This window comes from Sphingobacterium sp. UBA7631, from assembly GCF_002483935.1.
Classification (GTDB): Bacteria; Bacteroidota; Bacteroidia; order Sphingobacteriales; family Sphingobacteriaceae; genus Sphingobacterium; species Sphingobacterium multivorum.
Genome location: NZ_DLIX01000007.1, coordinates 384,138 through 403,715 on the forward strand (window position 1 = coordinate 384,138; position 19,578 = coordinate 403,715).

General features: G+C 41.4%; 13 protein-coding genes and 4 tRNA genes. 2 read left to right on the forward strand and 15 right to left on the reverse strand.

Features of this window, described 5'->3' with window-relative positions:
• Both B3P16_RS13550 and B3P16_RS13555 read right to left on the reverse strand, forming a co-directional pair.
• A complete protein-coding gene (locus tag B3P16_RS13550) occupies positions 1-936 on the reverse strand; it encodes a ParB/RepB/Spo0J family partition protein (protein ID WP_112375041.1) in 936 nt (311 codons plus the stop codon).
• A gap of 1 nt (position 937) precedes the next feature.
• A complete protein-coding gene (locus B3P16_RS13555; RefSeq protein WP_070561294.1) occupies positions 938-1,735 on the reverse strand; it encodes a ParA family protein in 798 nt (265 codons plus the stop codon).
• A gap of 227 nt (positions 1,736-1,962) precedes the next feature.
• On the opposite strand from B3P16_RS13555, the gene B3P16_RS13560 reads away from it, so the two are divergent.
• Positions 1,963-2,484: an NADPH-dependent FMN reductase gene (locus B3P16_RS13560; RefSeq protein ID WP_286710244.1), complete on the forward strand. Its 522-nt coding sequence runs from the start codon at positions 1,963-1,965 to the stop codon at positions 2,482-2,484.
• Positions 2,485-2,689: 205 nt separating this feature from the next.
• Here the strand turns inward: B3P16_RS13560 and B3P16_RS13565 are convergent, their stop codons facing one another.
• The gene (locus tag B3P16_RS13565; RefSeq protein ID WP_286843270.1) at positions 2,690-5,635 is read right to left on the reverse strand and encodes a M16 family metallopeptidase; all 2,946 of its coding nucleotides are present in this window, start codon (positions 5,633-5,635) and stop codon (positions 2,690-2,692) included.
• Positions 5,636-5,895: 260 nt separating this feature from the next.
• Between B3P16_RS13565 and B3P16_RS13570 the strand changes: the two genes are divergently transcribed.
• Positions 5,896-7,077 carry an acyloxyacyl hydrolase gene (locus B3P16_RS13570; RefSeq protein WP_286843271.1) on the forward strand — a complete coding sequence of 394 codons (1,182 nt, stop codon included), beginning with the start codon at positions 5,896-5,898 and terminating at the stop codon, positions 7,075-7,077.
• 117 nt (positions 7,078-7,194) lie between these two features.
• Here the strand turns inward: B3P16_RS13570 and B3P16_RS13575 are convergent.
• From B3P16_RS13575 to B3P16_RS13630, 12 genes are all read right to left on the reverse strand, one after another.
• Positions 7,195-7,269 (reverse strand) — tRNA-Val (locus tag B3P16_RS13575).
• A gap of 35 nt (positions 7,270-7,304) precedes the next feature.
• A tRNA-Val gene (locus tag B3P16_RS13580) sits at positions 7,305-7,379 on the reverse strand.
• Positions 7,380-7,388: 9 nt separating this feature from the next.
• A tRNA-Val gene (locus tag B3P16_RS13585) sits at positions 7,389-7,466 on the reverse strand.
• A gap of 9 nt (positions 7,467-7,475) precedes the next feature.
• A tRNA-Val gene (locus B3P16_RS13590) sits at positions 7,476-7,553 on the reverse strand.
• Positions 7,554-7,683: 130 nt separating this feature from the next.
• Positions 7,684-9,753 carry a putative porin gene (locus B3P16_RS13595; RefSeq protein WP_286843272.1) on the reverse strand — a complete coding sequence of 690 codons (2,070 nt, stop codon included), beginning with the start codon at positions 9,751-9,753 and terminating at the stop codon, positions 7,684-7,686.
• Positions 9,754-9,866: 113 nt separating this feature from the next.
• Positions 9,867-10,682, reverse strand: a complete 816-nt coding sequence (locus B3P16_RS13600) for a purine-nucleoside phosphorylase (RefSeq protein ID WP_286843274.1) — start codon at positions 10,680-10,682, stop codon at positions 9,867-9,869.
• Between the two features lie 119 nt (positions 10,683-10,801).
• The gene (locus B3P16_RS13605) at positions 10,802-12,292 is read right to left on the reverse strand and encodes a sodium:solute symporter (RefSeq protein WP_115046435.1); all 1,491 of its coding nucleotides are present in this window, start codon (positions 12,290-12,292) and stop codon (positions 10,802-10,804) included.
• Between the two features lie 37 nt (positions 12,293-12,329).
• A complete protein-coding gene (gene murQ, locus B3P16_RS13610; RefSeq protein WP_046672659.1) occupies positions 12,330-13,142 on the reverse strand; it encodes an N-acetylmuramic acid 6-phosphate etherase in 813 nt (270 codons plus the stop codon).
• Between the two features lie 22 nt (positions 13,143-13,164).
• Positions 13,165-13,800 (reverse strand): polysaccharide deacetylase family protein, encoded by a 636-nt coding sequence (locus tag B3P16_RS13615; protein ID WP_286843276.1) that lies wholly within the window; start codon positions 13,798-13,800, stop codon positions 13,165-13,167.
• A 59-nt stretch (positions 13,801-13,859) separates the two neighbouring features.
• Positions 13,860-15,686 (reverse strand): glycoside hydrolase family 9 protein, encoded by a 1,827-nt coding sequence (locus B3P16_RS13620; protein ID WP_286843277.1) that lies wholly within the window; start codon positions 15,684-15,686, stop codon positions 13,860-13,862.
• 42 nt (positions 15,687-15,728) lie between these two features.
• Complete coding sequence (locus tag B3P16_RS13625; protein ID WP_286843279.1) at positions 15,729-17,588, reverse strand: PQQ-binding-like beta-propeller repeat protein; 1,860 nt, start codon at positions 17,586-17,588, stop codon at positions 15,729-15,731.
• Positions 17,589-17,731: 143 nt separating this feature from the next.
• The gene (locus B3P16_RS13630; protein ID WP_286802848.1) at positions 17,732-19,573 is read right to left on the reverse strand and encodes a RagB/SusD family nutrient uptake outer membrane protein; all 1,842 of its coding nucleotides are present in this window, start codon (positions 19,571-19,573) and stop codon (positions 17,732-17,734) included.
• Positions 19,574-19,578: the final 5 nt, after the last annotated feature.

A 19,578-nucleotide genomic window follows, 5' to 3' on the forward strand; every position in this document is an offset into this window, starting at 1 on the left:
TTACCAATCTAACAATTCAAGAATGCGACTTAAATCATCTTCCGACTCAAAAGGTATCTCAATAGCACCCTTTCCTTTCGTGCTCTTCAGATTCAATTTGACCCGAGAAGAAAATTTCGACGCCAGATCATCTTCAATTTTCTGCAATTGAAAAGACATCGGAGCTTTATCTTTTCCAGCTTTTTTCTTACCGCCTTTTTGTAACTCACGAACCAACTCCTCCGCCTTACGGACGGATAAACCTTGATCAATAATCAACTTAAAGATATAAAGCTGCTTATCAACCTCTGGAATATTAATCAGGGCACGAGCATGTCCCATAGTCAAGGCTCCATCGCGTATTGCCGCTTGAATGACAGGTGGAAGTTTTAATAAACGGAGATAATTTGTAACAGTAGAACGGTTTTTACTAACACGTTCACCCAATTCTTCCTGTTTTAAATTACACTCCTCAATCATACGCTGAAAGCTTAAGGCTACTTCAATAGCATTTAAGTTCTCCCGTTGAATATTCTCAATCAGGGCCATCTCCAGCATCTGCTGGTCGTTGGCGGTACGGATATACGCTGGAATTTCGGTGATACCGGCCAAGCGCGAAGCGCGGAGACGCCGCTCTCCGGAAATCAACTGATAATTTCCGTCCGAAATTTTACGTACGGTAATCGGCTGAATTAAACCCTGTAAAATAATCGATTCCGATAACTCCTGTAAGGCAACCGGATCAAATTCTGTACGCGGCTGAAAAGGGTTGACAGATATTTCTTCTACACGGACATGGCTGATACTGCCATTCTCTTTTGTTGTTTTTACTGCAGTTGGTGTAACTAGAGGAGCTTCTTCCACTTGCTGATTACCTTTAGCAGGAACTTCTACACTATCGTTTAATAGCGCACCTAAGCCTCTTCCCAGTCCTGTTTTACGCTGATGTGCTGCCATATTATGCGGTTACTGTTTTATTCATTTCATTAAGATGCCCGTTTTTCTGTAAAATCTCGCGTGCCAAATTCAAATAATTTATTGCCCCTTTGCAGGACGCATCATGCATGATAACAGAAATTCCAAAGCTTGGAGCTTCGCTCAAACGGGTATTTCGCTGAATAATCGTATCAAAAACTAAATCTGTGAAATGTGTTTTCACTTCCTCGACCACCTGATTTGACAATCTTAAACGAACATCATACATGGTCAACAAAATTCCTTCGATCTCCAAACTTGTATTTAAACGGTTTTGAACGATTTTAATTGTGTTCAACAACTTACCAAGTCCTTCTAGGGCAAAGTATTCGCACTGTACCGGAATGATAACTGAGTCCGAAGCAGATAGTGCATTGATTGTAATTAAGCCTAAGGAAGGCGAACAATCGATGATAATAAAATCATAATCCTGTTTCACCTGATCCAAGATTTTTTTCATCTTGTACTCCCTTTCGTGCATATTGATCATCTCAATTTCTGCCCCAACCAAATCAATATGAGCCGGTAAAAGATCCAAATTTGGCGTTTCTGTTGATTGAATAGCCTCACGAGGATCCAAATCATTCACTAAACATTCGTATACACTTGCGCTGATTGTACGAGGGTCAAAGCCAATCCCAGAAGTAGAGTTTGCTTGGGGATCTGCATCGACCAACAATGTTTTATATTCTAAAACCGCCAAACTAGCCGCCAAATTAATTGACGTTGTGGTTTTTCCGACCCCACCCTTTTGATTTGCGATTGCAATTACTTTTCCCATCTTGAATGAAAACCTTTCTTAATTAAAATGTCATTTTATACTACATTTCACGTTTCTGAAGATCAATTTGCCCAAATTTTTATCTGCGATTCAAATTAACAAAACTAATTCAGCATATTTCGTACTTTTGATTGATCGAAAGCACATATCCTCAGGATGCTAAGATACAAAAAATCAAGATATGTATCCACTTTGAAAATGCGCTTTTTATAAGTATCAACAACACAATGATTTTAATAATATCCGGAACAAACCGTCCCAATAGTAAGACGTTAAAAATAGCAAAATGCTACCAGCAATTACTTGATCGTAAGTCAATTGAAAGTAACATCTTTTCGTTGGAAGATCTACCAGCAAACATTTTAGAAACAGATCTTTACGGAAAAAGAAGCACCGCATTTGAACCCATCCAAGAAATGGTCAGTAAAGCTGAGCTATTTATTTTCATCGCTCCCGAATACAATGGAAGTATTCCAGGAGCACTGAAACTGTTCATTGACTGCTGTACATTTCCGATTAGTTTTTATCACAAGAAAGTTGCATTGGTTGGGTTATCCTCAGGTCGCTATGGCAACCTCCGCGGCATAGATCACCTGACGGGCATATGCCACTACTTAAGAATGCACGTGCTTCCCCTTAAGATCTTTCTACCCAATGTTCAGAACGAACTGAATGATGAAGGGCAGTTATTCAAAGAAGATACGCTGCAATTTATCAACGAACAGATTGAGGAGATTATCAGGTTTTAATACGCTAGTTTTAGTAGCCATGATAGCGAATTCACCTTAAAACTAATCCTACTCGCGAACAGTGAAACAAGGATTCCGTAGCGTGAAACAAGAATAAAAAACAAAGGGCATCACAAAACCTGATACGAAAGAAGCCTCCGGCAAACACCGGAGGCTTCTTTCGTATCATACGCTAATCTAATTCTTAAGACAAGCAATCCGGGATCTAATAGCCGAAGATCTCTTTAAGATCCAGCTTTTTAACCTCGCCCAGTTTCGCAAGATCCGCTGGCTTAAGACTTTCTTCCTTCGCTACAATACAATAAACGTACGGCTTTTGACTCATCTCTTTCTTATGGAAAGTGCTTAGGTCACCATAAGTTAATTTTGGCGCTTGCTCATAGACAACTTTACGAATATCAGTTGCATTTCCCAAACGTTGTGCAGCTAGATAACTACCTAATATAGACGCATTCAACACACGTTCACTGGCAATTGATTTTTCCAGACTTACTTTCGCAATATCCAACCCTTTAGCGCTTTCAGGCAACACATCCAGCAGCTCATTCATGCCTTTAATCGCATCGTTAAACTTATCAGCCTGCGTCCCAACATAGGCCCCAACGGTGTAATGGTTTTCTTTTTTATAAGGCTGTCCATAATAGGCATAAGTTGAATAAGCCAATGCTTTCGATTCACGGATAGTCTGGAAGACAATACTTCCCATGCCGCCACCAAAGTAATTATTAAACAGAGAAACAGTCGGTGTCAAGGCACTACTGTATACTCCTGAGCTTCTATACCAAAATACTTCAGCCTGCTTCATTTCGAAATTAGCAAAAAGAACCTGGTTCTTGCTTGTTGGCAATTCTGCGAACACGACCGCCTTTTTCGCCGGAACATACTCTCCAGCCCCTTGTTTCAAAGGCTTCGCTTTCGCTACAAATTCCGCGGCAGTTAACGGGCCAAAATAAAGCATCGTATGTTTCATATTAGCCAAATCGTGCAATGCCTTCACCAAATCCTCCGCTTTTAAAGCATCCAATTCCGCGTCTGTAAACACATTATTAAATGGATTTTTAGCGCCGTATTTAGCATAAGATTTTAGGCCTTCCATGATCGCTCCCTTGTTTTCTTTCGCATTTGCTCTCGCTTTTTTAAGACGGGCAATATACATATTGAAAGCCTCCTGATCAGCAACACAATTACGCAATAAATCCTGAATCAAGTTCTGTGTAGCTATAAAGTTTGAATTCAAGCCTGAAATCGACACCATAGTTTCTTCATTTCCTGCAGACACTGAAAAATCAGACGCCAATTGATAAAAATCCTTGCTAAACTGCTCACTGGATTTATCTTTTGTACCTAAAAATTCTAGATAACCCGCAGCCAATGAAAGCAATTTATTGCTCCATTTTCCACCATCAAAACGATAAGACAGCGAAAACAGTTCATTATCTGAGTTCTTTACAGCAAGTACTGGCAAACCGTTTGCAGTAGCCTTCTGAATATCTTTGTTATAATCTACCCATACCGGCTGAATTTTATCCTCTGGCAATGCTTCTACTTTCTTCAAGAAATCAGACTGGTCATCACGATTGACCGTTACAGGAGTAATCTCAGGTTTAACAACTTTAACGACATTATTATCAACTCCCTTACGCTTATAAACAACAACATAATTATTGTCATTCAAATATTTGTTAGCAAAATCAACCACATCTTGCTTGGTGATTTTATTCAACTCATCCGAATAGCCCACGACAGACGCCCAATCCTGACCCGAAGTAAAGGCATCCATCAATGATTCAGCACGATCACCATAACTTTCATTTTGCTTGATTTCGTCTTTCTTAGCGTTGTTCACAATCGCCGTGATCAGCTCATCCGAAAACTCTCCTTTTCTCAATTTTGCCAATTCTTGTAACAGCAGCTGTTGCACCTGTTCCAAGCTCTGTCCCTGACTAGGATTACCCTGCAACAGAAGCAGAGAATAGTCTTTTAACACATACGGAAAAGCACCTGCACCTAATAATTTTTGATTCTTCACCAAATCCAGATCAATCAGACCGGCAGAACCATTTGTCAAGATCTGACTCATCAGATTGAGCATACGGGCATCCTTTGTTGCAGCGCCAGGAAAACGGAATCCCATTAACATAAATTCAGCATCCGGACCTTTAACCTCGCGGACAACAGGAGTTAAAATTGGTTTCTCTGCATCAAACGTGTAGGCCGGAATTTCTTTCGCCTGCATAAAAGCAAAGGCCTTATCCACCTTTTTCACCACCTCTGTAGGATCAAAATCACCCGACATAATAACCCCCATATTGTTAGGGACATAGTAGGTGTGAAAATATTCACGAATCGCTTTCAAAGATGGGTTTTTAAGGTGCTCTACAGTACCAATTGTCGTCTGCTTTCCATAATTATTATTAGGAAAAGCAGCTGAAAACATCGATTCTACAGCCTTACGATTATCTTTATCCAGACTGATATTTTTCTCTTCATACACAGCTTCCAGCTCAGTATGGAACAGACGCAATACCGGATATCTAAACCGTTCTGCCTGTACAGCGAGATACTTATCCATTACATTACTAGGAATTTGCTCCTGATAGACTGTCTGCTCAAATGAGGTGAATGCATTAGTACCTTCCGCCCCCATTGATGCCATCAATTTATCGTATTCATTCGCAATAGCATATTTCGCAGCCTCTCCAGATACTTTATCGATTTCCTTATAGATTGCTTTCCGTTCGGTTTCATCTGTTGTACCATTGTATTTCTCATAGAGCGCATCAATCTGATCTAACAAAGGTTTTTCCTTTGCCCAGTCTTTAGAACCAAATTTATCGGTTCCTTTAAACAGCATATGCTCCAGATAATGGGCCAAACCGGTGTGATCTTTCGGGTCTGTTTTGCTCCCCGCTTTTGTCGCAATGTAAGTTTGGATACGTGGTTCTTTTTTGGTCGGGCTCAAAATCACCGTTAAGCCATTTTTTAACTTGTAAAACCGTGAATGTGTAGGGTCATTCGTGACGTACTTGTAGGTGTACCCCCCCTCAGATGCTTCTTTCCAATCAAATTTGGCGTTTTGAGCAAACAAAGCACACCCTGCTGTTGTTAGTGCAAACGTAACAGCAGTAATTCTAAATAGGTTTTTAATCATATTTCCTTTTTCTTTTCACCTCAAACTTAGATAAATTGCTTTTTATATGCAATATAATTACAGACATAAACAATAATTATTTACCCATTTGACAGCCTGATAGTTAAGCTGCCTAATTTCTCTCACCACTAACCGACATGGTGTGGCTGAAAAATGGCATTTTTTATAACTTGATTTCGCTACTGTTTAAATACTGTTGTTACAATGATATATCATTCTTATTTTTGCAAAAATTTTAAAAAACGCTAACGTTTTATTTCATGAGATCAAGAATACTTGCTTTTGTGGCCCTGACACTGCTCTCCTTTCGTGCCACAGCACAGGTCACACCCCGAATAGAAAATCCGAATGACACTTTACAAAGCCGTACCCCAGCTAAGACGAGACTTATGTTCCAACTTGAACATGAAAGCGGGGGCGAACTCAAATTCAATGAGCGCTCCAAAGAAACCCTTGCTGACTCATACTATAGTGGATTAAATTTTAGAGTCGGTTTTCAGACCCAGTTTCAAGACTCATTGAAGAGTATTTACAATGAAATATACAACTATCCAATATACGGCATAGGCATCTACAGCAGTACTTTTGGTCAGGAGCACCTCGGACGACCTTTCGCCGCCTATGGCTTTGTCGCCATTCCTATTCGGCCAAAAGTAAATTCAAGATGGAATTTCAACTACCGCATTGCGCTCGGTCTTTCCGGGAGATTCAACCCCTATAGTGAGGAGGACAATCCGTTCAACCTACTTATTGGCAGCAAAAACAATGTATTTATTGATCTTGGACTTCAGGTCAACTACCGCCTAAATAAAAACTTTCAGGTAGGGGCTGGTGCAGCCTTCCACCACTTCAGCAATGGCGCCCTGGCATTACCGAACACAGGGATAAACCTCGTCCCGTTGAGCCTATCGGTTTCGTATACACCAACAAACAAGCCTTTTGATTATAGAAAAAGTAGTATTCCACAAATGGAGAAAACAGAGGAACTCCATTTCAACTATGCCTTTGGCTTCAAACAGATTGATCGCGAACACGATGGCCAATATTTTAAATCTATGCTAGGTGCATACTACAGCAAGCATTTCGGCTACAAATGGCGGCTTGGCGCTGGGTTTGATGCATTTTATTCAGCCAGTGGAAACGACGAGAAGGTTGCCGGCGACAAAGCCGGAAAATTCTCCGCTTTATTTTCTTACGGCCCCGCATTCTACATTGATCATGTGTTAAATTCACGCCTTTATATCAACGGAAATGTAGGAGTCTATCTTCATCGCAACGAATTCAATGGCGAGAGCATGCCCGTGTATTTAAGAGCAGGAGTACGTTATAAAGTTTACAAAGATTTCTTTGCCGGTGTTTCCATTAAAGCCCATGGCGGTAAAGCTGATTTTATTGAATGGACAACAGGTTACGGAATTAAACTAGGGAAGAAACGGAAATAGTTAGAAAATAAATGCGAAAGATTCCCGAGATAGATTGAATACCGGATCGGGGACTTTCAAATTTACAGCGAATTCAGCCCATAAAAAAAGCGTTCATGAAGAACGCTTTTTTTATCGTGGGGATTACTGGGTTCGAACCAGTGACCCCTACCTTGTCGAGGTAGTGCTCTAAACCAGCTGAGCTAAACCCCCTAACGAAAAAAAAGCACCAATTGATGATGCTTTTGTGGAGGCTACAGGATTCGAACCTGTGACCCTCTGCTTGTAAGGCAGATGCTCTGAACCAGCTGAGCTAAGCCTCCGTTTTGGATTGGTGGAGAATACTGGATTCGAACCAGTGACCCTCTGCTTGTAAGGCAGATGCTCTGAACCAGCTGAGCTAATTCTCCGACTTTGTATGGTGGAGGCTACAGGATTCGAACCTGTGACCCTCTGCTTGTAAGGCAGATGCTCTGAACCAGCTGAGCTAAGCCTCCATACTTTTTTAAAGAACGCCGTTCCCTAATTGCGTGTGCAAATATAGCTTAAAAATTCTATTCTCAAAATTATTTTATAAGATTTTATGCCTTTAATATCACAACAAGCTAAGAAACACCGAAATAATTTTTAATCATAGAACTTCCAAGAAATACCAAATCTAAAATTAGCACTATTCATCGGATAACGTCTGACCGTATAGTAACCATGCGGATAGAAGTTCTGATTTAAAAAATTATAACTCAAAAACATATTCACCCGTTGTATATTCGCTGTAATCCATAGATCCATGATTGGATATGTCGAAAACTCAATCTGTTTGTAAGCATTGTAAAACTGTCCCGTCCCAATTGAATAATTCGGATTGGCATAAGGTGTATTGAACTTTGCGTCCAGACCGATACTATAATCAATAACTTTGTAAAACAGGTTACTGTAATACAAACTATGCCAGGTATACAACTCGGGAACTGCCAATGCATCCTGTTGATCTGTCTTTTGATAGACCACGAGATTATCGAAGGTAAAATGGTTTAGTTTAAACTTTTGGCCAACGGTTACCTTCAGCAAATTAGCTTTATCCAATTGTGTCGGAACAATCCATTTATCCTTCTTAGGATCGTTCTGTGGATTGGACAACTCTTCGAAATAGGTATAATTGTTCATCAAAAAATACTCCACCTTACCATGGAAACCAAGCATCGGATTGGCATATTGAAAACCCAGATTCTGAATTTTCGTCTTTTTAAGATCTAAATCATTCCATTTTCCGTAGGTATAATTTAAATTCTCGAAAACCATCTCCGGAGATTTGTTCTGTGAATAAGCTGACAACGTCACCTTTCCGATTTTATCCCCCATCGAGATATCCGCTTTAGCTTCATACAAGAAATCTCCAAAGTTGTGGCCAAATACGATTTGATTCGCTTTTAAACTAAAATCAAGACGATCTGAAAACTTATATCCTAATTCACCTTTCACAATTCCGTTCTGATAAAAACGATCAAATGTTGTGCTATCCGGCAGTTTCTTCAGCGGCTGTGGATAGGCTGATGTATTATTGTAATACCGCATGGAGTCCAACTGATTCTGCTCCACCCAGTTCATGTCGTGCTGAAAAGCCAAATTCAACTTTGCCTCGTTCTTAAAGACCGACTTCCCTCTGAGAAAAAAGTTATATTCAAATTCATTGGAAACATTCGTGATCAACGTCTTATCATTGTTTAGCGCCAATGCTCTATTATTGTATGGTAATGCTGCATTTTGGTCATCCATGTTCTTGAAGAAGCTGTATGTCTGCCTTCGGATACGCGTATTATGCGCCATACTATTGGTCGGATGGATCTGCATGGTCGGCTTGCCTTTATCGATCGTATCCAATCGTCCCAAATAAAGTGACTGTCTCAGGAAGAATGAATTATCCCACCACTTAGATCGAGGTACCCTTGTGTTACCGGCATCATAGAATTTCGGTATAAATCGATCAGGAGACTGTCTATTTCCAGGCGCAAATGGAAGATCTTCTGTAATAGAGCCATTCTCCATGGCATCCAAACGATTAAATACGCCATTGATCAACAAATTATACCGGTTATTTTTCGATTCATACCAAGAAGCAACTGAAGCCTTTAAATCCGAATAATTCTGTCCAAGGTAAAATCCATCCGTTTTAGTAGAATGGAAATCGACATTCATATTCCATTGGGAATTGATATTCTGCGCCACCCGAGCCCTAAAAACCTGGTCATTAAAAAAGAATCCTACCGCGGACAATTCGGAGTACCTCGCCCGGGCCCTAAAATATTGGACCGAATCGGGGTTCAATAAATAACGTTCCAACGCTGTAAAACCAGACTGAAAGCCAATGGTCTTTTTAGGCTGGAACAATAGATCCCGTGTGGCAAGGCCATAAGCCCCAAGGTTCACACTGGGATTCCAAGGTAAATTCTGCGGATTATAATATTGATAATTATGATGTGATGTATCGATCTGCCGTGTATAAGTTCCTTTTTTTAACATATCCAGTGTGGCATATCGGATATACTTCGCAGAAAGGATGACAGAATCTTTCTTCCCGTCCTCTTTGGCTCTGGCCGAATCCAATGCGCTACTCCAATCCTCTTTGCTCTGCGCAATGACATCCACGGAATAAATAAATAAAACACACCATGCGGCAAGTATGCGTACGATCAACTTCATCTAAAATTATATAAAAACCAAAAAAGCTAAATTCACCTCAATGAACCAATTACCCTTCACCGCACACAAATCCAACAACCTTCTCCTTCAACAGAGATACATGAAGAGGTAATTTATTGCAAAGCTATTAATTCTTTCAAAATTAATGTCATTTTAGGTTCCGCTTTCTCCGCAACATTAACAATTTCCTGTAATGATACGGGTTTAAGCTCCTCGTGAAAGCCTTCATCCGTAACAACAGAAATCGCAAATACCGGCAGTGCCATATGATTAGCAACAATCACTTCTGGAACGGTACTCATACCGACCACATCCCCACCGATCAGGCGCATATAACGATATTCCGCTTTTGTTTCCAAATTTGGACCTGCGGAAGAAACATAAACAACTTTTCGCGCAGCAATAGCATGTTTGGCTGCAATTTCAAGAGCCTGTCCAATCATCTTTCGGTTATAAGGCTCGCTCATATCCGGAAATCGTGGACCAAACTCGGCCAAATTCTGTCCGCGTAGCGGATTATCCGGCAACAAATTGATATGATCTTCAATAATTCCAAGGTCACCTTTTTTCACATCAGGATTCAGGGAGCCCGCAGCGTTGGAAACAAACAATTTTTGTACCCCCAAAACTTTCATGATAAGGATCGGAAAGGTAATTTGTTGCATATCGTAACCTTCATAATAATGCAACCTCCCCTGCATAGCAACCACATTGCGGCCACTCAATTTTCCAAAAATGAGCTTACCAGAATGAAATTCAACAGTCGAAATGGGGAAATTTGGTATATTGGAATACATCAGCTGATACTCGACTTCAATTTCATCCACCAACTTACCTAAACCAGTACCTAGGATGATACCGAATTCTGGAGTAAAATCTCCAATTTTTCTACGGATAAACTCCGTAGTCTCATTTATGCTATGATACATACGTACAGAAAAACTAAGTATATCAAACTTAACTTAATTTTTCTGTACGTACAAATCAAAATCAATACTTGTATTTACATCTTCTCACCAATGGAGAAACTTTTTATCACTGGAATGCATTAATTGTGGGACAATGCTTTTTCACTTGCTTTACCTGGAGAACTGATCAAAAGCATCACAAACGTGATAAAACCATTAATAATGATCAAATCCAATCCGATAACATAAGGTGTATACACTTCAATAACATAGGTTTTAAGCAAAAATAAGACGGTAGGCGAAAGTACACAGATATAAGGTACAGCGTTATCCCGCACGGCATATTTTGTGAATATTCCGAAAACGAATAAACCCAATAAAGGTCCATAGGTATAACTCGCCGCAGTAAAGATTGCATTGACGACCGAGTCATCATTGATCAGCTTAAAGACCAGAATAACCAACAGCATCACAATGGAAAAACCGAAATGCACATAGTTACGCTGCTTGATCAGCGCTGGATCATTGGGATTTTCTTTTTTATTGAAATTTAGAAAGTCCACACAGAAAGATGTTGTCAATGCCGTTAGCGCACTATCTGTCGTTGCAAAAGTAGCAGCCGTTAATCCCATCATAAAGATGATTGCAGGAACAATAGCCAAGTGGTTTAATGCAATTTCTGGGTACAAATAATCGCGTGTTGCCAGTTGAGTCACATCAATTCCGTTTTTAGCCGCATAGATATACAGCAAAGCACCGACAGCTAAAAAGAAAATATTAATGACCACAAAAACACTTGTAAAAGTGATCATGTTCTTTTGGGCTTCTTTAATGGTCCCCATCGATAAGTTCTTTTGCATTAGATCCTGATCAAGCCCAGTCATCGCAATGGTCACAAAAATTCCTCCCAAGAATTGTTTCCAAAAATTTGCTTTACTGCCGACAAAATCATCCCAGAAAAAGATCTTGGAATAACTACTTTCTTTTACAGCCTCGAAAGTATCGACGATACCAAAATCTAATCCTTTGGCCATAAAATAGATAGAGAGAATTACTGCGGTCACTAAAAAGGTAGTCTGTAGGGTATCTGTCACAATAATCGTCTTTAAGCCACCCTTGTTTGTATACATCCAGATTAACACCAAACATATAACGACCGTAATCGCGAAAGGCACATTCCAGGCATCAAAAATAAAATGCTGCAATACGATTGCGACCAGATAAAGACGAAACGCCGAACCGATCGTACGGGAAACCAAAAAAATAGCAGCACCGGTCTTGTACGTGGTGTGCCCAAAACGTTCTTCCAAATACGTATAAATGGAAGTCAAGTTCATTCTATAATAGAGCGGAAGCAATACATAGGCAATAATGACAAAACCAACGGCGTTCCCAAGAACAAATTGAAAATAGCTAAATTCAGACGCACCGACTGCGCCGGGAACCGAGATAAAAGTTACGCCGGAGAGCGCGGTACCGATCATCCCAAAGGCGACCATATACCATTTAGAGTTCCGGTTTGCGACAAAAAAGGTAGAGTTATCGGAAGCTCCCTTCGAGGTGAAGTGAGCTACAGCAAGCAGAACTGCAAAATAGATTATTATAAAAGATAATAATATTACTGGTGACATAGTTTGTTTTTAAATAGGTGATTTTAATAGGTTATGCTCAATGGGTATCCTGATAAGCTTCGATTGCCTGTCTTACATTACCAAATTGCTCAAGTAAAGCCGCAGCTTCTTCTTCAAGCGCCCCGGTCTGATCCATAATGATACGTACACCACGACCGACCAGCTTATGGTTTGACAATTGCATATCGACCATCTTGTTCCCCTTTACCCTACCCAATTGGATCATCACTGCGGTACTGAACATATTTAACACAAGTTTCTGTGCTGTACCCGATTTCATTCGCGTAGACCCGGTAACAAATTCTGGCCCAACAATAACTTCAACCGGATACTGCGCTATTTCCGCAATCGGGGACCCTCCGTTACAGACAATACAGCCCGTCACAAGCCCTTTCTCGTTTGCCGTTTTCAATCCGCCGATAACATAAGGTGTGGTTCCAGAAGCCGCAATGCCGATAACAACATCGTTTTCATCAATATCATACGCTTCCATATCTTTCCATGCTTGCTCCAGATCATCTTCTGCAAATTCAACTGCTTTTCTAATTGCAGTATCACCACCAGCAATCAACCCAATGATCCATTCAAATGGAACGCCGTATGTCGGAGGTAATTCAGAGGCATCCAGCACGCCCAAACGGCCACTTGTACCAGCGCCGATATAAAAAGTTCGACCACCAGCCTTCATTTTCTCCACAGTGACTTTGACTAATGCTTCAATCTGAGGGATAGCCTGCTCTACAGCAAGTGGCACAGATTTATCCTCATTATTGATATTTGTCAATAACTCATGCACAGACATCTTGTCCAAATCCTGATAATTCGAATCTTTCTCCGTTGTATTTACCATTATTAGTATATATTGTATTTCTTTATTTCAATAAATCGGGTACATCCACAAGTTGATACCCTTTCCCCTTTAATATGCTAATGATATCATCCAAATGATGATACAGCTTATCTTTCCGCCGATCATCAGTTCCCATATGAATCAATATCAAAAATCCATTGAGCCCATATCGAGCTTCGTAAGACCAGAGATTGTCGAGAATCGCTGTCGACGATAAATAACGCCCCCCCATTTCAGGATAGGTATAATCAGCCGCAGTCCGTATTCCTGGTGTATAATTAACCGAATTTAGACCAACTGCCTTTGCCCAGTCGACTGTTTCACTATTATACCATTCATAAGAAGGAATATAATAGGACAGCTGCTCTCTTTTGACACCCGCGCCTTCCAGTGCTTTCAGGTTTGCTTTTAGATCAGCGACAAAAGAGTCACGTTTGACCAAAAGCACCTCCCTACTCCCCCAGTCACTCACCAGAATATGTTTATCCGAATGCCCCGAAATCCAATGCCCATCGCTTAACATCTGACGGACATACGGCTTAAAACCTGGAGTTCTGAGATAATCGCCTGTCAGGAAAAAAGAGCCTTTAACGCCATTATGCTTTAGACTTGCTAATACCTCAGCAGTACCCTCAGATAAATCATGACCGGTAAACACCAGGGCCACCTGCCGTTTTGTCGAGTCGCCCCGGACAATAGCTCCAAAAATATCCCGTGTTACTTTTTTCCGGTAGGCTCCTCCATGGCCTTACCCTCCTTTGAAGCCAACAGATAAATCAACGAAGCGGTACCATCCATTGTCGGCTCATTCGTACTATAATCTCCGTAGTCGTCATGATAGACCGCCAGATCACTTTGAAACTCCGCATAGCTATCCGGATTATTCAACTTGATACCAATCAGATTGCGGTACGTGGATGCCATAATGGGCCCATCAACCAATCCGCCGTCGATCGGATGCTTTCCAAGAAAGGTAAACGCCGAATGCGGATCGACAGGTGTATCGCCTCCAGCCGGAAGACCATATACCATACTCGTGCCCCAAGGGTTCGCCCCGAATAACCAGTCAAAATTAGCTTGGGCTAGCTCATCAAAATGTGCATCTCCCGTCAATTCTTTATACCAGAGACATTGGATCGCAAAGGATACCGTTAAGTTGTTGCTACACCAAATAAAGGGAACTCCCCGAAAAAAAGCGTTTTTCTCAGCTCTCCGATTGACTTGCTCAATCCCCTGTTTATAATAGGAAACAATCTCCTCGCGATCTTGTCCTTTTAATCCTTTTGCCAACTCATAATGCCCAAGATTGATAAAAGGATACCACTGATAATGTGCAGCAGTATCGCTAACCATCCAAGGTGTAATCTTTTCTTGCCGGGCGAAGCGTAAGGCTTCTCGTGCAAACTTTTCTTTTTTTGTCATCGAAAAACCCATTGCAGCGGCCAACTGCATATCGTCTACCCAATTATCTTCGGCATAAATATAGGGCGATTTCACAGAAACTGTCTGTGTCACGCCTGGTTTTATATTGGCATAAGCATAGGCTGTTTCCGATTTCTTCGAAAGCAGCGTTGCATATTTCCGATCCTCTTTGTCAAACAACATCGCCCCCAGGCGAAAAGCACTACTAAATTTACCAGCAGTAGAGCTTGTCCCGGTTGTATTGTTCATAAACTTGCCACGCTGCTGTGGCTCGCCATCGATAAAATACACCGGTCTCTCAAATCCACGACCATAGTAAGGATCTTCCTTTGGCATCCGCATGCTGGCATGATCCCGGTCATCACCAATCTGATTGTACATTTGGTTGGCCTTGGGATGCATTTTCAACAGCCAATCCAAGCCCCATTTTGCCTCATCGAGCACATCGGCCCGGCCATTTTTTCCATCAAGACCATTTGCTTGCTTTAGATCACCAAACACCTTTGGAAAATCGCGGTAAGCCGCTAACAGATGAAATGTTGCATTTGCTGACGTTGTCGCATATTGCAAATAATCAGAAGCATCATGCCAACCGCCACCCGCATCGATACGGGAGCTATCGGGAATGCCAACCTTTCCTGCATACAGCGCAAAGCCATCGTGTGTATGGCAGCTATCGTTCAGAAAAGGGTTGAACAATGTCCGTTGTTGCCGCATATAACGCAGTACAAAATCTGCCGCTCCTTTATAAACGTCCCGAGCGATTCGGAATGTTGGAGACTTCACATCTCCGGCCTGAACAAAAAAGCGTCCAGTATCCTGCATGGAAGAGAAATCAAAACGAAAGCTCTGAACAAAAGGACCATAAGCCCCATAATCTTTTCCAACAGGATGTACATAGACTGTTTTACCCGTTTGTGCGTTTTTAATTTCAAAAGAACGAAGCTGCCTGATTGATTTCCCACCCCATACCGCGACCTTCTTGCCCGCTGGAGTATAGCCCAATTGGTTTATTCTAATCCAAGCATTTTGCTGTGCTTTCGCAAAGTTACAAACAAAACATGCAAAAACAAGCAAAAAAGCTTGACGTAAATTTAAGAAGTTTAGACATTTTTTTATCATATCAAGGCATTTATTTTCAAAAAGATCATTTCAATCGATTGCTTAAAACTGTAATGAAACTATTTTGCCATCCATCGTACTCGCTATCACGGTATTTCTCCCATTTAGTGCAACGGGATTAACCATTCCATTGGATATTTTATATTGCCATACTACCGCGCCTGTTTTTGCGTCAACTCCAGATAGCAAACCCGAATGACTCGGCACAAAGACCAACTTGCCATTGGATGTAATTGCAGAAGGTGTCAATTCGTAGGGCAATTTAAGTTTGGACTTCCAGGCAACATCCATACGATCACCAGCAACCGAAATACCTAAAAGATCCCCATCCATCGTCTTCACATAAACCAATTTATCATCTGCAGCCAACCCCATAGACTCGCGCACCCGAATGGTATCTTTCTTTTCCCGCCAGATGACCGCACCGTTCTTCGCATCCAGTGCTGTCATAAAACGATCCGGTGCAACTACAAAAACACGATTGTTTACCCCCACCGGATTGCATGCCGCAGCAGAAAACATCCGATTGGCCTGTCCATTATTCCACTCCCACGAAAGCTTACCCGTTTTGGCATCCAAAGCATAGAATCCATTGCTCCAGGAACCAAAAATTACATTCCCCAAATAATACGTTGGCAGCGTCGATACAAATCCTTTGACCTGGTCAAAACTCCACTTTACAGCTCCCGTCTTGATGTCCAGCGCTCTAAACTTACCATCCGAGCCACCGATAAAAGCCACGCCATCATGTAGCAAGGGTGAACCCAAAACCGCCTTCTCAGTCTCCACCTTCCACAACAACTTGCCATTACCGGCATCTACCGCATAAATTGCATGATCCGATGATCCCGCCACGACAATCCCTTTCCACACAGCTGGCGTAGAATAAACTTTACCGCCGGTACGGTATGCCCATAGCTTTTTGCCAGTTTTTAAGTCAAGCGCAAAGATATCGCCCGCGGTATTTGATGTAATCACGCTATTTTTGTAAACGGCTAGTCCCGCCCCGATATCGCTGGCGTCTTCAAACGTCCAATTAACTTTAACCTGGTCCGCATATTTTGCGTTCACAGCATAACTTGGTCTCGGGTAGCTTATCGTTTCATTTTCATAATGATGGTCGAACATTGGAACAACAACCCAAGGTTTCTCCTGCATTCCTACACCGGGATTACGTTCCTGATAACTGGCTTTGCCATCGGCGATGGTCACGATATTATAACCCCCAACCGCTTTATTCGCACGCAGATTAGACCGTCCCATCACCCCCGGAATTCCTTCCCAATCGTATAATTTATTGGCATGACCATGCCCACAAAGCGCCAACTGGACATTCCGCGTTTTAACTCTTTTCAGTGCGTCAAACCAGTTATTTAACGATGAATCCTGTGGATAATGATTAATATAGATCAATGGTAGCTGTTTATCCGGATTCGCTGCAAAAATGGAATCCATCCAAACCAGGTTTTCCCGAGGAATTTGACCAGGACTCATGCGCATATTGGGGCCTGAATTGGTTCCAATGAATGCGTAGCCTTTATGCTTAAAGAAAAAGGTTTCGCCACCAAAAACGGTGCGAAACGTGTTGGCTCCATTTTCTGACCAATTACCATCGTGATTTCCCGGAATCACATACCAAGGCAGCTGCAAACTATCTAAGATTCGCTTCGCAAGCTTTAACTCATGATCAGCACCAAACTCGGTGATATCTCCGGAGACTATAACAAAATCAATATCTTTCAATGTATTCAGGTCCTTTACAGTACGTCGCAAATCCTCCTCACCTGTTGCACCACCGACATGCGTGTCTGTTACGTGGGCAAATTTGAAGGACTGCTGTGCTATCGCAACGTTAAAAACGCAGGATAATGCAATAAAAAAGGTGATAATTGGAAACCTCATGCGTAATGTTTTCTTAAAAATAGCGTTTTTATGCATAAAACAGAAATGATATTGCATTTTTATGCATCTTCATATAAATCAAAATTCATTATGTATTAAAAAGCCTTTCTGAAATTCAGAAAGGCCTTTTAATACAATGCTATCTATTGCCAGCCTGGCGTCTGTGTTAAGATATAGCCCAAATTTGCATATTGTTGAATCTGATTCAGTCCAACAGGAGCCAAGTACGACCGATCGGTAAAACTTACCCTGTTTGCAAATTTCGGAACAACGTAATATCCCACCATAGCATCGGCGTTTTTACCATTGTACGTGATTGTATTTCCTGCTGCGTCACGGACTTTCAAAACACCTTCGTAAGCTTTTGTCAAACGATTTGGAAGATCCTTTTTGATATTTACCCAGGGACCCAATGAATAATCGACATTGCGCGAAAAGTTCATATAATCCAATTTTTTCCAGCGACGGATATCATTCAATCGCGCATACTCATATACAAATTCCATTCTTCGTTCGCGTCTGATTTCCCACATCAACGGCGATATATCCGCATCGCGGCTTGGATCGTTCGGCAGGGAATTTAATGTCAAAGGTGCCGTTTTCTTTACCCCTTTAGCTATGGCATCTGCGTCTAGCGGCCTATTCCGTACCGCATTGATTGATTTATCCAAATCACCTTGGGTAACAGCTGCTCCACCAAAAAACTCCGCAAGAATCTGCCTTGCCTCAATCCAATTCAACACAACCTCACCAAGACGCACAATCGGAGCATCATTTGTATTTGTATTACTACTCCATTTTGCTGGATAAGTTTTTCCAATATACGTCAAGGCTTCTCTAGCAGCAAATTTATGACCGTAAGCAAATGTTGATGAAGCTGTATTAACGGTATCCATCAACGAAGCTTCAAACCGTGGGTCTCTCGTTCTCGCCAAAGATTTCATCGAAAAGTCCGAAGCATTTGTGAGCGCTGAGTTTTGCCAAACCTTTCCATCGTTACAGATAAAAGATTTCAACAAATCCAAGTTAACGCCCTTCTGCCCTTCAGTACCATTACTGTAAGAACCTACGGCGTGCGTTACTTTCAAGGCATCATTATAAGTTCTGAAGAAAATTACCTCTGGATTGCTTGAAAGATCTTCAGATGCGAACAGGCTTTTAAAATCACTTCCAAAAGACCACTTTCCACTATTCATGACAACTTCGGACGCTTTAACCGCAAGCGCGAGATACTTTTTCGCACGATCTTGATCCAAGCCATGGTATTTTTCCCAGGAACCTTCAAACAACATGAGGTTAGAAATAAGTGCCGCTGCTGCATATTTATTTACATAACCTTTTCCGTCATCAGCACGCATATTATCAAGCACATACTCAAAATCTGTATAGACTTTATCCATAACCTCCCCGCGCTTGGTACGTTCCTTATACATTGTAGCCTGATCCATCGGATCAACTTCAACATCAAAATAAGGCACATCACCAAACACAGAAACTAACCTACTATATTCGTAGCCTCTAAAAAAACGAGCTACTGCAGTCCAGTGCTTATACTCAGCCTCTGACAATTTTGACTTGGCCTTTGTTTCAATCCTGGTCAACATCACATTAGCCTTTCTAACCCAGTAAAAATTCCAGGTCGGCCCTGAGTAGGTCGTCAACATATCAGGTGTCACCGTACTCGCACCTCTACTCGTCGGAACAACTGACTCAAAGCCACCTTGCGTTCCTTCAGAAGTAAAGTCATCTGCATAGTTATATCCCACTAAGGGAGCATAGGCCGTACCATAAAAAGTATTATAGCCAACAAAATAATTTAAATAAAAATCATTTGCATACAAACGAACATCAGCTTCATTTCTCCAAAAGTTTTCATCGATTACTTTAGTTTGATCAGGCCTATCCAGCACATCCTTACTACAGCCCACCCCCAATAACATGGCGGAAAGCATGATAGATCCAATTTTTATTCTATTTAATTTCATCTGTC

Excerpts from the sequence above, each read along its gene's own strand:
- B3P16_RS13550 (WP_112375041.1), bottom strand. The coding sequence starts at position 936 with ATGGCAGCACATCAGCGTAAAACAGGACTGGGAAGAGGCTTAGGTGCG.
- B3P16_RS13555 (WP_070561294.1), bottom strand. The coding sequence starts at position 1,735 with ATGGGAAAAGTAATTGCAATCGCAAATCAAAAGGGTGGGGTCGGAAAA.
- B3P16_RS13560 (WP_286710244.1), top strand. The coding sequence starts at position 1,963 with ATGATTTTAATAATATCCGGAACAAACCGTCCCAATAGTAAGACGTTA.
- B3P16_RS13565 (WP_286843270.1), bottom strand. The coding sequence starts at position 5,635 with ATGATTAAAAACCTATTTAGAATTACTGCTGTTACGTTTGCACTAACA.
- B3P16_RS13570 (WP_286843271.1), top strand. The coding sequence starts at position 5,896 with ATGAGATCAAGAATACTTGCTTTTGTGGCCCTGACACTGCTCTCCTTT.
- B3P16_RS13595 (WP_286843272.1), bottom strand. The coding sequence starts at position 9,753 with ATGAAGTTGATCGTACGCATACTTGCCGCATGGTGTGTTTTATTTATT.
- B3P16_RS13600 (WP_286843274.1), bottom strand. The coding sequence starts at position 10,682 with ATGTATCATAGCATAAATGAGACTACGGAGTTTATCCGTAGAAAAATT.
- B3P16_RS13605 (WP_115046435.1), bottom strand. The coding sequence starts at position 12,292 with ATGTCACCAGTAATATTATTATCTTTTATAATAATCTATTTTGCAGTT.
- murQ (WP_046672659.1), bottom strand. The coding sequence starts at position 13,142 with ATGGTAAATACAACGGAGAAAGATTCGAATTATCAGGATTTGGACAAG.
- B3P16_RS13620 (WP_286843277.1), bottom strand. The coding sequence starts at position 15,686 with ATGATAAAAAAATGTCTAAACTTCTTAAATTTACGTCAAGCTTTTTTG.
- B3P16_RS13625 (WP_286843279.1), bottom strand. The coding sequence starts at position 17,588 with ATGAGGTTTCCAATTATCACCTTTTTTATTGCATTATCCTGCGTTTTT.
- B3P16_RS13630 (WP_286802848.1), bottom strand. The coding sequence starts at position 19,573 with ATGAAATTAAATAGAATAAAAATTGGATCTATCATGCTTTCCGCCATG.